The sequence below is a fragment of the Geobacillus sp. BMUD genome, from assembly GCF_013096845.1.
In the GTDB taxonomy this organism is placed as follows: Bacteria; Bacillota; Bacilli; order Bacillales; family Anoxybacillaceae; genus Geobacillus; species Geobacillus vulcani.
Genome location: NZ_SDLA01000011.1, coordinates 1 through 14,154, shown reverse-complemented (window position 1 = coordinate 14,154; position 14,154 = coordinate 1). Strand labels below are relative to the sequence as shown.

Genomic DNA, 14,154 nt, shown 5'->3' with positions numbered 1-14,154 from the left:
GAGGGAACATACAATGAGAGTGTTATCAAAAGAAAACATATTAGGGTTGATTGCTGTGGGATTGTTTGGGGTTATGGCGATTATAGCCCCAGGATTTTTAAGTATGGAGAATCTAAATAATATGATGTTCCAGTTACCTGAGTTCGGATTAATCTCCTTGGCCATGATGATTGTCATTATAACAGGAGGTATTGATTTATCCATCACTTATACTGCAGCGCTAGCTGGAGTGGCGATTGCCATCATGCAGAGCCATGGTTATTCCATGATTACAGCCATACTTGTCGGCATCTTCGTTGGTTTAATTTGTGGTTTTGTTAACGGATTTGTTATTTCAAAAATCGGTGTATCACCGATTCTTGTCACGCTAGGAACGATGGTTTTATTTGAGGGGGTGATATTAAGTATAACTAAAGGGAATTCGATTTCTGGTTTTAGTGAAGCTTATGGATTGATAGGAAATGGTTACTATCTTGGGTTAGTTCCGCTGTCTATGATCATCTTCGTTTTATTTGCCATTTTCACCGCCATTCTTCTAGGAAAAACAAACTGGGGAAGATGTGTGTACATGATTGGAAGTAATCCTATTGCTACTCTTTTTTCAGGAGTTAACAATAGCAGGGTTCTTCTGAAAGTCTACCTTTATGCTTCATTCCTTGCAACGATAGCAGCGATTATTATGACTTCAAGATACAATATGGCTAAGGTGGACCTTGGGTCTTCCTATCTTCTGCAAAGCGTGGCCGCTGCCGTTTTAGGAGGGACAGAAATACAAGGGGGGTATGGGAAAGTAGCAGGGACCATCTACGCGGTCATCATTTTTCAAGTACTTTCCAACGGATTGAACTTGCTTGGTGTTCCGCGCGCCATTGTTAATGTTATTATGGGTGCAATTCTCATTTCTGTTCTTGTAATCAATTTTATTAAAGTGAAGTTAGAACAAAAGAAAAAACTACAGGCTACTTTGTAGAACACGAAGTTATTCTGACTAATTTAGTGGGATTAACGATAAAACTTTACTAATGTAAAGGGGGAACTTTACGTGAAGTTGAAAAAAGTTCTAGCACCACTGATTTCACTTATTCTTTTAGTTGGTTTTCTTGCAGGCTGTGTTTCCGAAAATGCTGGAACTAACAACAATCAAGCTGGCGAAAATAAGGAAACCAACAACGGCAAATTAAAAATCGCTGTAGTCCCAAAACTTGTTGGTATTCCTTATTTCAATGCAGCAGAAAAAGGAGCAGTGCAAGCTGGAAAAGATTTAGGGGTCGATGTTATTTATACTGGCCCAACAGAAGCAGATGCTGCTCAACAAGTTAAAGTCATCGAAGATTTAATCAGCCAAAAAGTAGATGTGATTGCAGTCGCTCCCAATGATCCTGCTTCTTTGACACCAGTATTGAAGAAAGCAAAAGAACAGGGAATTAAAGTCATGGACTGGGATACACCAGCGGACCAGTCTGTTGTGGAATTATCAGTTCACCAAATTGATGATGAGGCCTACGGTCGCCATATTGCTAAGACATTAGTCGAAAAGATGGGAACTGACAAAGGAGAAATCGCTATCCTAACCGGCGGACTTTCCGCAGCCAACTTAAATGCTTGGATTGATGCTGCCAAGAAGGAATTACAAGAGAATTATCCGAACATCAAACTGGTTACAGATAAAATTGCTACAGATGAAAAACAACAAGTTGCTTATCAAAAAACACTCGATTTAATTAAATCATATCCGGATTTAAAAGGTATTATGGCATTTTCGACTCCAGCTCCATTAGGTGCTGCTCAAGCCATTCAAGAAAAAGGTTTACAAGACAAGATTGCTGTTGTCGGTACAGCGTTGCCTAAAGATTCTAAGCCTTTCTTAGAAGACGGTTCACTGGATGTTGCTATTTTATGGGAACCAAACAAACTAGGCTATTTAACCGTCGCCCTTGCGAAAGATTTAGCTGAAGGAAAAAAACCTAAAAATAATCAAAATGTGGAAAACGTAGGAACGATCGAAGTGCGTGAGGATGGCAAAACAGTAATTATGGGGCCTCCGACTGATTTCACTGCAGAAAACGCTGGGAACTATGATTTCTAAAATTCATTAAAAGGTATCTTAAACCAGCTGGTTTGAGATACCTTTTTTGAACACTCTTTATGAAGTGCATTGATGAATAACCTTTTTATGTCTGACAAAGACTTCTAAAAACAAAAACAAACAAATTTATTCAAAAAATATCAAAAATACATTATAATATTCTTGATAAAAAATAGAAAAGGTGGCGAAACAAAATGGTGCGAAACCGTTGGAATGACAACAAAGCGGCGCAACTTCCAAAAGGTCTCGAGGAGCTCGTCTACCGCTCCAATTTGATCGGTTCTGACCGATCGGTATGCAACTGGGGTGGGGGAAATACGTCCATGAAGACGATTGAAAAGGATTTCCGCGGCCGTGAGATTGAAGTGATGTGGGTGAAAGGGAGCGGCTCCGATTTAGCGACAATGAAAGCGCAGCACTTCACCGGGTTGAGACTTGAGGATATCCGTCCGCTTATGGAGCGCGAGGAAATGTCGGATGAAGAAATGGTCGAATATTTGTCCCATTGCATGATCGATCGCAAACATCCGCGTCCATCGATTGAAACGTTGCTTCATGCGTTTTTGCCGTTCAACCATGTTGATCACACGCATCCGGACGCCATTATTAGCATTTGCTGTGCCGATAACGGAAAGCAAATTGCTGAAGAGATTTATGGGAATCGTTTTGTTTGGGTTCCGTATGTGCGGCCGGGCTTTACATTATCCAAAATGATTGCCGAAGGAGTCAAAAATAACCCCAATGCCGAGCTGGTGTTGATGGAAAAGCATGGACTGGTGACGTGGGGAGAAACGGCGAAAGAATGTTATGAAAAAACGATTTCGATCATTAACGAAGCGGAAGAGTATATTCAAGCGCGCATCGATAAAGAGCGAGTGTTTGGTGGGCAAAAATATGAGGCGCTTTCGCCGGAGAAACGGAGAGCGTTGTTCGCTGAAGTGCTGCCGGTCATCCGCGGGGCAGTCAGCGAGCAAAAACGGATGATCGTCACCTATGACGATAGCGATGATGTGCTGCAGTTTGTCAATAGCTATGCTGCGCCGATCCTTTCACAAGTCGGAGCGGCTTGTCCGGATCATTTAGTACACACAAAGCGTGTGCCGCTCTATGTTGACTGGGATCCCCAGTCCGGCGATGTCTCACAACTCATCGAAAATGTAAAAGAAGGAATTGGGAGATTTAAAGAAGAATATAAAGCCTATTTCGAACGTAACAGACAAGAAGGCGACCAAATGTTTGAACCGGCACCACGCGTCATTTTGATTCCAGGCCTTGGCATGGTCAACACCGGAAAAAGTTTAGCCATGGCGAAGGTTAGCGGCGCGTTGTACCATCGGGCGATTGCGGTAATGAGAGGGGCCACGGCTCTAGGAAACTTTGTTTCATTAAATGAAGAAGAATCGTATCAAGTGGAATATTGGCCACTGGAGCTATATAAGTTGACGCTCGCTCCACCGGAAGCGGAATTTTCGCGGAAAGTCGCTTTGGTTACAGGCGGAGCGGGAGGCATCGGCAGTGAAACGTGCCGACGGTTGGCGGCAGAAGGCGCACACGTCGTTGTAGCGGATTTGAATATCGAAGGAGCGGAGAAAGTTGCCGCTGAACTCAATGAGACGTATGGGGAAGGAAGAGCATTGGCGGTCCGGATGGATGTGACAAACGAAGAGGACGTGAGACAGTCGTTTGCTGAAGCGGCACTCGCCTACGGGGGAGTGGACATTGTTATCAATAACGCGGGATTGGCGACATCGAGCCCATTTGATGAAACAACATTACAGGAGTGGAATCTAAACATCAACGTTCTTGGCACTGGTTACTTCCTTGTCGCTCGCGAAGCATTCCGGCAAATGAAACAACAAGGAATCGGCGGAAGCATGGTATTTGTTGGCTCAAAAAACTCCGTGTATGCTGGCAAAAATGCCGCTGCCTACAGCGCGGCGAAGGCATTGGAAACGCATTTGGCCCGCTGCATTGCCGCCGAGGGAGGACAATACGGCATTCGTGTCAATTCGGTGCTTCCGGATGCCGTCTTACAAGGGTCGGCCATTTGGAATTCGGCGTGGCGCGAGGAGCGGGCGAAAGCGTACGGTATTGAACCGGATGAGTTGGAAGAATATTACCGAAAGCGGACGACATTGCTCGTTAATGTGTATCCAAAGGACATCGCTGAAGCAATTGCCTTTTTCGCCTCGTCGAAAGCGGAAAAAACGACCGGATGCATGCTCACGGTTGACGGTGGTGTGCCGGCTGCATTTCCTAGATGATGATGGATGGAAGCGTGAAGGGATCCCCCTTCACGCCGTTTGTCAAAGATACGGGAAGCGTTTGCGGAGGGGAACGTAATGATCGAATGCTGCTTAGCTGTTGATATTGGTGCATCGAGTGGTCGAGTGATGGCGGGATGGATCGAAGGTGAATGCATTCAACTTGTTGAAGTGCACCGCTTTGCCAACAAGATGATTCAAAAAGGAAGCCATTTTTGTTGGGATGTCGCTTATTTATTTAATGAAATGAAAAAAGGCATTCAATTGTGTCGAGAAAAGGGATTACGGCCGACAAGCATCGGCGTCGATACGTGGGCCGTCGATTTCGTGCTGTTGGACGCACATGACCGTCTAGTCACCGATGCGGTCGCTTACCGTGATCCGCGCACCGACGGCATGATGGAAAAGGTATTTGAGATTATTGAAAAAGAGCGGTTGTATGAACGAACCGGCATTCAATTTCAAAAGTTCAACACGATTTATCAATTGTACGCCTTAAAACAAGAAACACCGGATGTATTGGAACGGGCGCAAACATTTCTTATGCTCCCCGATTATTTTCATTACCTTTTTACTGGTCAAAAAACGAATGAATATACGAACGCGACGACAACCCAGCTTGTCAATGCACAGACAAAAACATGGGATGTGGAGTTGTTGCGGGAGCTGGGGCTGAAGGAAACGATGTTCCAACCGTTGCAGTTGCCCAAAACGGTACTCGGCCCGCTGCGCAAGGACATCGCAGCAGAGCTTGGCGTTGAAATGAATGTCATTTTGCCGGCTACCCACGACACAGCATCAGCCGTCGTTGCCGTGCCGGAACTTGACGATACGATTTACCTTAGCTCGGGAACGTGGTCGTTAATCGGAGTGGAACGGGCCGAGCCGATTTGCTCGCCACAGGCGCGCGGCTATAATTTTACGAACGAGGGCGGACTCGATTACCGGTTTCGGTTTTTAAAAAATATTATGGGAATGTGGATGATTCAAGAAGTACGACGAAATGAAGGAAACAAACATTCGTTTGCTGAGCTAGCAGAGTTGGCTCGCGCGGAACGCGATTTCTATTCGACCGTGGATGTCGATGATGAGCGGTTTTTGAAACCTGACAACATGATTGCCGCTATTCAAGCGTATTGCCGGGAAACAAATCAGCCGGTGCCCGAAACGTTGGGGCAAGTCGTGAAGTGTGTATTTGATAGTTTAGTTGTCAGTTATCAAAAGGCGATAGCCGAAATTGAAGAAACAACCGGACAGACATTTGGTCAAATCAATGTGATTGGCGGTGGCTGCCAAAATGAATGGTTGAATGAGATGATCGCCAATACTACTGGCAAGACTGTCTATGCTGGTCCCGTCGAAGCGACGGCTATCGGAAACATGATTGCCCAATGGTTGGCGCTCGGAAAAATCAAGACATTGGAACAGGCCCGGAAGCTTGTCCGCCAGTCGTTTCCGTTGAAAACATTTGTTCCGAAAAAAGGGGAGTGACGATATGGTCCGTGACCAATTTGATGAAGCAAAACAAGCGTATGAACAGTGGGGGATCAATGTCGATGAAGCGTTGCGCACGTTAGAGAAAGTATCGATTTCTATTCATTGCTGGCAAGGTGATGATATTACCGGCTTTGAGACGCAAAAGCGAGAGTTGTCCGGTGGGATCGATGTCACGGGCAATTATCCTGGCAAGGCACGTACACCAGACGAGTTGAGACAAGACTTGGACAAGGCGCTATCTTTAATCCCTGGAAAACATCGCGTCAACTTGCATGCCATTTATGCGGAAACGAAGGGCAAGACAGTCGAACGTGACGAATTGGCCCCAGAACATTTTGAGAACTGGGTTGAGTGGGCGAAGGAACGCGGAATCGGATTGGATTTCAATCCGACGCTCTTTTCTCATGAAAAAGCCGTTGATGGCTTGACGTTATCCCATCCGAACGAGGAAATTCGCCAATTTTGGATTCGTCATTGCATCGCCAGTCGGAAAATCGGGGCCTATTTCGGTGAGAAACTCGGCACGCCATGTTTAACGAACATTTGGATTCCCGACGGTTACAAGGATATTCCAAGCGACCGACTGACTCCAAGACAACGACTGAAAGACGCACTTGATGAAATTTTTGCCGAACCGATTGATGAGGCATACAACCTCGATTCCGTCGAAAGCAAGCTGTTCGGCATCGGCTCGGAAGCATATGTTGTCGGATCACATGAATTTTATCTCGGCTATGCCTTAACTCGCAATAAAATCTACTTGCTCGATACGGGTCATTTCCATCCAACCGAGACGATTTCGAATAAAATTTCCGCGCTTATGCTTTATTTTGATAAACTAGCGTTACACGTCTCGCGTCCGATGCGCTGGGATAGCGACCATGTCGTTGTGCTTGACGATGAACTGCGGGAGATCGCCCTTGAGCTTGTCCGTAACAAGGCGCTCGACCGAGTCATGATCGGACTTGACTTTTTCGATGCCAGCATCAACCGGGTGGCAGCGTGGGTCATCGGTACGCGGAATATGATTAAAGCGCTGTTGTATGCGCTCTTGTTGCCGCACGACCATTTGAAGCGGCTGCAAGAAGAAGGACGATTCACCGAGAGGCTCGCGTTGATGGAAGAGTTTAAGACTTATCCATTTGGTGCAGTATGGGATGAGTATTGCGCGGCGATGGGAGTGCCGGTAAGAGAGCGGTGGTTGGTCGAAGTTGAGCAGTATGAAGCGGAAGTTTTACGGAAACGGTGACTTTTTCCATTGGATCATAGATGGGCTGGTTAGGCATACGCCTTGGCTAGCCCGTCAAATTTCCTGACAGTTCAAGTATCAAAAGAAAGCGGGAAGAAATATGAGGTTTATTTTCGGAATATTCAGTTTTATAAGTCGCCAGGACAACATTCGGATCAGATATTTTCTTCTTATGATCGGCATGTCTATCCCTCCTCTTCTCTTGCTAGGGTTTATTTCTTTTCATATTGCCAAAAATACATTAATCGAAAATCAACGGCAAACCACAACAAAACAGCTGCAAACATCCAGTCATGTAGCAGATTTGCTGTTTCAAAACATCATTAACATGGAACGTCTGATCTCATGGAATCGTGATGTCCGCAATGAACTTGTGAATAGCGCGGAGTACACGAATGTTGATCGTGGTAGACTGGACCAAGACACGACACGAAAAATTGAAAATTTAATTTCAAGCTATTTCATCGATACTCAGTATATTGATTCCATCTGTTTATTTAATAACCGCTATCGTTCCGTTTGTTATGGAAATCCGAGCAGTAGTGGAAAATATGGAAGAGGTGGTACACATCCAGAGATTGCTCAATCTCCATGGTATCAACGAAGTGTAGAAGCGCAAGGAAGACCAGTATTTTTTGGTTATAATGTCCTCAATAAGGAGCAATCTAGCACTACATTTTCATCTGTGAAATTATTAAAAGATCCACAAAATGTGTTTGATCCAAGGAAAATCGGTTTATTGGTTGTCAATATTAGAAAGGTGATGTTTCAGCGGGTATTTCCCGAGGAGAAACGTTTTGAATGGGCGATACTTGATTTGACTGACGATAATGAAGGAAAAGAGGTTTTTAACAATGTTCCCCCTTTTCTGCTAGAGTTTCAACGAATGGATTCGAAACCCTTTCCTCACCAATTGCGGAGAAAGGGATACCTTATTAGCAGTTATCAAAATGAAACGACACAATGGTTTTTTATCCAGACGATCAAAGAAAAGGACTTGCTGAAACAAGCACGCCAAATTGGACTAGCTACCGCTTTGATTTCGTCTGTTCTTGGATTGACGGCTTTGTTTTTTGCCTTCTTTGCATCGGGAAAGGTGGCTAAGCCACTAATCCATTTGCGTGAAATTTTTCAAAAAGTGATGGTGGAAAATCAGCAATTAAATGAACAACTAATTCGTGCCCAATTAGAAAAAAAAGAGGCGGAGTTAAGAGTTCTTCAAGCACAAATTAAACCGCATTTTTTGTATAACACACTGGATTCCATCTATTGGATGGCCGTACTGAAGAATCACCACGAAATTGCGCAAATGGCGGTCGCCTTGTCAGAAAGTTTCAAGTTGAGCTTAAATCAAGGCGAAGATATGATTCCCGTTTCAAAAGAATTAGAACATATCCACCATTATATGACCATCCAAAACTTTCGATATCAACACCGTTTTCAGTATATCGAACAAGTAGATCCGGATGTTATGATACAAAAAATTCCAAAACTATTGCTTCAACCTTTGGTTGAAAATGCGATTTATCATGGATTAGAACCAAAAATTGGCCCAGGGACTGTTGAGGTCATCGGAAAAATGGTAGATGGATGGACTGTTTTTGTCATTCGCGATAATGGGGTCGGAATAGCGGACATGATGCTTATCGAACAAGGATTTGGTTTACGAAACGTGAGGGAAAGGTTGGTGTTATGTTACGGACCAGATAGTGTATTGAGGATATCCAGTCAAGTGAACGAAGGAACAACGGTCGAGATCAAATTTCGTCCGAAAACGGGAGGTGATGACAAGTGTTAAAAGCAGTCATTTTTGATGACGAGTACATTGTTCTTCAAGGATTACAAACGATGATTAATTGGAATGAATACGGAATTGAATTGGTAGGCACAGCAACAAACGGAAAAGATGCCTTGGCATTGTTTGAAGCGGCCCGACCTAATATCGTTTTTACAGATATTCGCATGCCGGGGATGGACGGACTAGAAGTGATTGAGAAAATCCTAGCTGCCGAGCCGGATACCATTTGCATCGTTTTCAGTGGTTTTCATGAATTTGAATATGTCAAAAAGGCGCTGAAACTCGGAGTTGTAGATTACTTGGAAAAACCGATTACCATTCCGGTAATCGAGGAAGCTATTAAACGAACGATAGAGAAAATCGAACATCGTCAAAACCTCTCGCTTCTTCAATCCAGATGGAATGATGTGAGAGCGGAGTTGTTGGAAAAAGCTACGTTTGATTTGTTGCTGCTAGGAAAAGAAGCGGTGCCAAAATGGAGAGAAAGTTTTGGGGAAGAAGTTGAACGCGTAAAGGGGGTGACAGTGCTCGCTACGTTTCACCATGGATGGTTTCTACCTGAGCACGATTCATACAAAGTTGTTCACCTCCGAAATGGGAAGGAGCATGTCTTCGTTGTTTTTCATTTGACACATTCGAATGGGGAGATATGGGAAAAATGGATAGCAGACTTCGAAAATGAGAAATTTGTTATTGGAGCAGGAAAAACATATGAATATTTAGAAGAGGCTACAAAAAGTTATCAAGAGGCATTGCAAGCGCTTCGTTATGGACAGTTTATGCAAGAAAACGGTTTGCTTCGGTTTGAGGATATTGGAGGAAATCCAAATATTCCGATGGATCTACCAGAACAAGAAGAAAGAATGATTTTTTGCATGCGTTCTGGAGATCGAAAAGGGCTTAGGAAGCAGATTCAATGTTTTCTGAAGCAGCTTGATGAACAGCGGTTAAATCCCGATATATTGGAACGGGAACTGTTGAAAATGATTTATCTTGCCTTGGAAGTGGCGAAAGAGGTTCACAAAGACATTATTGTCATCAACGATCCGCATTATTTGCCGCACGTCGATATTCGAGTGATCCGTACAAAAGAAGATCTGTACCGGTGGTTTCAGGAGCAAATCGAGAAAATTATGGAGTGGATGCTTGCCGCGCGCCGGGAAGTCAAGCATGAGGCTGTTGCGAAAGCATGTGATTATATTGAGAAGCATTATTTTTGCGATTTGACATTGCAAGAAGTGGCGGAATATGTGGGCATGAATCCTACTTATTTTAGCTTGCTGTTTAAAGAAGAAATGGGGCAATCGTACATTAAGTATTTAACAAAAGTGCGAATGGAACAGGCGAAGAAGCTGTTGCAGGAAGGAGAAAAAGTCGGGGAAGTAAGCGAGAAGGTTGGTTATCATAGCTACCGCCACTTTTCGGAGCTGTTTAAAAAATATACCGGCATGAAACCAGGCCAGTATCGGGATGCTTTTTATCAATAGGTGAAAAAGCAACCTCGCTGTATTAACAAACAAAAGCGAGGTTTTTTGTATGATTGCACAATTTAATCGATTTTCATTCACCTACCAAACATGATGGATTAGGGAAGCAGTTATAATCAATATACAAAAAAGTTCCCCACTCTGGCATGAAAATGACGGATTAAGGCGGCGCATTTTCACAGCCCAACCTGATTGCTTACTCTAAAAAAAACGTACATAATCCCAAAAAATCAATCAATTACGAAATTAAATGAAAACACTTACAATAAAGTTAAGACAACGATGTATAAATCATTGAATCGCTAACACAAAAAGGGGGAACTTGCATTGAAAACAAAAGGCAAACTATTAGCTATTCTATGTTCAACTGCTCTATTTGCAGGTGTATTATCGGGTTGCAGCGGAGGTAAAGAAAGTGGCTCAAATGAGACAAAATCCAATGAAACAACGCTAACTTTGCTCACTGATAATGAAGATCTTGCGATGATTGAGGCGCTGAAAACCATTTCAGAGGAATTTGAAAAGAAATATCATATTAAAACGGAATTTGAAACTCGTCCAGGTGGGGCGGAAGGCGATAATTTGGTCAAGACGCGTTTGGCTACAGGAGATATGACCGACTTGATGGTCTATAATTCTGGTTCTCTTTTGCAAGCTTTAAATCCAGAGAAAAATTTTGTCGATCTTTCCAACGAACCATATATTGATAAACTTGAAGATTCATTTAAAAAATCAGTCACCGTAAACAATAAAGTGTACGGTGTACCGCTTGGGAGCTTTGCCGCTGGCGGTTGGTTATACAACAAAAAAGTGTACCAGGAGCTCGGACTTTCCGTTCCGAAAACATGGGCAGAACTTATGGCCAACTGTGAAAAAATTAAAGCTGCGGGCAAAACAGCAGTGATTGGCACATATAGACATACTTGGACATCGCAAATTGTTTTTTTGGCCGATTTTTATAATGTACTTGCACAAGAGCCGACGTTTGCTGAAGATTACACTGCCAATAAAGCAAAAATCGCCACAACACCTGCTGCGTTAAAAGGTTTTGAAAAGTTAGAGGAAATATACAAAAAAGGCTACATGAATAAAGATTTTAACGCAACGACATACGAAGACGGATTGAAAATGCTGGCGGAGGGCACAGGAGTTCATTACCCGATGATTTCCTTTGCTTTGCCAAACATTGAAAAGTTGTATCCAGATAAAGTGAATGATATTGGGTTCTTCCCGCAGCCAAGTGATAGTCCTGACATTAATGGGATTACAGTATGGTCACCAGATAGTATTTATATTAACAAAGCAAGTGAGCATGTAGAAGAGGCGAAAAAATGGCTTGAATTTTTCGTATCGGAAGAAGCGCAACAAATCTTTTTCTCTAAAGTGAAGCCTTATGGCCCAGCGGCAATTAAAGGAATTCAACTGCCTGATGATACGTACACAGCCGTAAAAGACATGCTTCCATATTTTGAACAAGGCAAGACAGCACCTGCCCTTGAATTTTTGAGCCCAGTTAAAGGCCCCAATCTTGAACAAATTACGGTTGCTGTTGGCAGTGGACTCAAATCGGCCAAAGAAGGGGCTGAGTCATACGATAAAGATGTTGAAAAACAGGCGAAACAGCTTGGTTTAAAGGGCTGGTAATTTACGGAGTATTCAAACTCAAGGCCCTGTCACACGAACGACAGGGCTTTCTCTACCTAGAGGCGAAAGAGGGGATTGACGGGATGAATCCGTTAGCGAGTCGCGCATATACGTATTGGTTTATCGTTCCGGCTGGTATTATTTACTTTGTTTTTTTTCTGTTTCCAACACTGATGTCGTTTTTCTTCAGCATGACGTGGTGGTCACTGACAGATTGGAAATTTATTGGATTTGATAACTTTAAGATGTTTTTAACAGAGGAATCGTTAAATATTGGCTTTCGGAATACAATCATTTATGCAGTTGTTACTTGTTCTTTAAAAGTGATTCTTGGTTTGATGCTGGGAGTGTTTTTAAGTTCGAAACTTCGAACAGTCGGATTTATTCGTTCGATGGTGTTTTTTCCATCGCTTCTCAGCACCATTGCGGTTGGGATGGCCTTTATGGGCATGATGCATCCATCCAAAGGATTGATTAACCTCACTTTAAAAGCGATTGGAATTGTTGGACCGGACTGGCTCGGCGATACGAGAATCGCTCTTTTGTCCGTGGCACTTGTTGATGTGTGGAAAGGAGTCGGAATCGCAACGGTGATTTTTATTGCCGGGATTATGTCGATTCCACGTGATTATTATGAAGCGTTGATGATCGATGGAGGAAATGCGTTCCAACGGTTTTGGAATATTACGTTGCCGCTCAGCCGGCCTGCGATGAATTCAGTGATCATTCTTTCCTTTATCGGTGGCCTCCGTTCTTTTGATTTGATTTGGGCAATGACAAAAGGGGGGCCTGGATTTAGCACGGATTTAATTGCCTCAATTATTTATAAACAGTATCAAGCAGGTTTTTATGGGCTCTCGACAGCGGGGAATGTGATTTTATTCTTGCTTGTTTCTGCACTGGCGTTTCCGTTATATGTCTATTTGAACCGAAAAGAGGTGAACTTGTAATGAATAACTTAGCAAACGAACCAGCGGAACTTTTTACTGCTTCCGAAAGACGTAAGGGCTGGGCAAGAAAGCGAATGCAGAAAATCGCCATCGAATGTGTCGCTGTGTTATTGACCTTGGTTGTGTTCGGCATCCCATTTTACTTTGTCATCATCAACGCGGTGAAGAATGCACAAGAATCTTCATTATTAAATATGGCATGGCCGAGCTCATTCCACCTTATAGAAAATATGCGGGAGGTGTTGGCGGCGCAAGATGGAATGATCATTCGCGCTTTCTTTAACAGTCTTATGATTACGGCATTTTCGATTGTTCTTCTCATTTTTCTTGGTGCCATGGCCGGATATGTATTGCACCGAAAGAAAAACAAAGCAACATCGTTTTTTGACTTTTTGATTCTTGTTGGGCTTATTATTCCTCCAGCGGTTGTACCAACCATTTGGGTGCTGAACGAAATCGGTTTGTTTAAAACGATGCCGGGAATCGTGCTCGTTGAAGTAGCACTCAATCTGCCGTTTACCGTGCTTCTTTATAAAAATTTTATGGCAACCATTCCAAAGGAAATTGATGAAGCTGCATTGATTGATGGCTGCGGTCGCTTCCGTCTATTTTTCTCGATTATTTTTCCGCTGTTAAAACCGGTTTCGGCGACAGTCGTTGTGTTGACGACAGTAGGAATTTATAACGACTTTGTCAATCCGTTGTATTTTTATCCAGGTAAGGAAAACGCCACATTGCAACTGACGCTATACAACTTTTTTAGCATGTACAATACACAGTGGAATTTGCTGTTTACCAATATTCTCTTAATTTCGCTTCCACCATTGATTTTGTTCATTTTCTTCAATAAGAAAATCGTTGACGGTATGGTTGCGGGTTCAATCAAGTGATAGATGATCCAATTTTTCATTTCATAGGAGATGGATGATGAAAAAGTATATTGTGTCTGATGTTAGCGGTACGAAAGTAAAAAACGGAGTGATGTTAGAGGATTATACGAGTCTTTCCAAGGCCTACCCAATGTCAACATTTAGAGCTGTTTTGAGCAGACATGTAAATTATCACTTTATTTCCGCACAAAAAAGACTCTTTTTTGCACATTCCTTCGGAATATCCCTCTCCCCCTTTCCGAAAGAATGTGCTAAATTTTTTGTGAATTATTTCGGAATGGGACATGGG

11 protein-coding genes are annotated in these 14,154 nt (G+C 43.1%); all 11 read left to right on the top strand.

Annotated elements, in window-relative coordinates:
* The first annotated feature begins 13 nt into the window (after nucleotides 1-13).
* Nucleotides 14-970, top strand: coding sequence for an ABC transporter permease (locus ETC05_RS12290; protein WP_171661116.1), 957 nt, complete (start codon nucleotides 14-16; stop codon nucleotides 968-970).
* A gap of 72 nt (nucleotides 971-1,042) precedes the next feature.
* Nucleotides 1,043-2,086 carry an autoinducer 2 ABC transporter substrate-binding protein gene (locus ETC05_RS12285; protein WP_171661115.1) on the top strand — a complete coding sequence of 348 codons (1,044 nt, stop codon included), beginning with the start codon at nucleotides 1,043-1,045 and terminating at the stop codon, nucleotides 2,084-2,086.
* A gap of 194 nt (nucleotides 2,087-2,280) precedes the next feature.
* A complete protein-coding gene (locus ETC05_RS12280) occupies nucleotides 2,281-4,350 on the top strand; it encodes a bifunctional aldolase/short-chain dehydrogenase (protein ID WP_171661114.1) in 2,070 nt (689 codons plus the stop codon).
* A gap of 78 nt (nucleotides 4,351-4,428) precedes the next feature.
* Nucleotides 4,429-5,841 (top strand): rhamnulokinase, encoded by a 1,413-nt coding sequence (gene rhaB / locus ETC05_RS12275; RefSeq protein WP_171661113.1) that lies wholly within the window; start codon nucleotides 4,429-4,431, stop codon nucleotides 5,839-5,841.
* Nucleotides 5,842-5,845: 4 nt separating this feature from the next.
* Entirely contained in the window at nucleotides 5,846-7,096 is a 1,251-nt protein-coding gene (gene rhaA, locus ETC05_RS12270; RefSeq protein WP_171661112.1) for an L-rhamnose isomerase, read from the top strand.
* A 100-nt stretch (nucleotides 7,097-7,196) separates the two neighbouring features.
* Nucleotides 7,197-8,894, top strand: coding sequence for a cache domain-containing sensor histidine kinase (locus tag ETC05_RS12265; protein WP_171661111.1), 1,698 nt, complete (start codon nucleotides 7,197-7,199; stop codon nucleotides 8,892-8,894).
* A complete protein-coding gene (locus tag ETC05_RS18225; RefSeq protein WP_171661110.1) occupies nucleotides 8,888-10,381 on the top strand; it encodes a response regulator in 1,494 nt (497 codons plus the stop codon). The genes ETC05_RS12265 and ETC05_RS18225 overlap by 7 nt, the downstream gene beginning before the upstream one ends.
* Nucleotides 10,382-10,708: 327 nt before the next feature.
* Nucleotides 10,709-12,025 carry an ABC transporter substrate-binding protein gene (locus ETC05_RS12255; RefSeq protein WP_171661109.1) on the top strand — a complete coding sequence of 439 codons (1,317 nt, stop codon included), beginning with the start codon at nucleotides 10,709-10,711 and terminating at the stop codon, nucleotides 12,023-12,025.
* Between the two features lie 83 nt (nucleotides 12,026-12,108).
* Entirely contained in the window at nucleotides 12,109-12,975 is an 867-nt protein-coding gene (locus ETC05_RS12250; RefSeq protein WP_171661108.1) for a carbohydrate ABC transporter permease, read from the top strand.
* 74 nt (nucleotides 12,976-13,049) lie between these two features.
* Nucleotides 13,050-13,865 (top strand): carbohydrate ABC transporter permease, encoded by an 816-nt coding sequence (locus ETC05_RS12245; protein WP_171661163.1) that lies wholly within the window; start codon nucleotides 13,050-13,052, stop codon nucleotides 13,863-13,865.
* A gap of 37 nt (nucleotides 13,866-13,902) precedes the next feature.
* The coding region (locus tag ETC05_RS12240) for a hypothetical protein (RefSeq protein WP_171661107.1) at nucleotides 13,903-14,154 on the top strand (252 nt) is incomplete at its 3' end.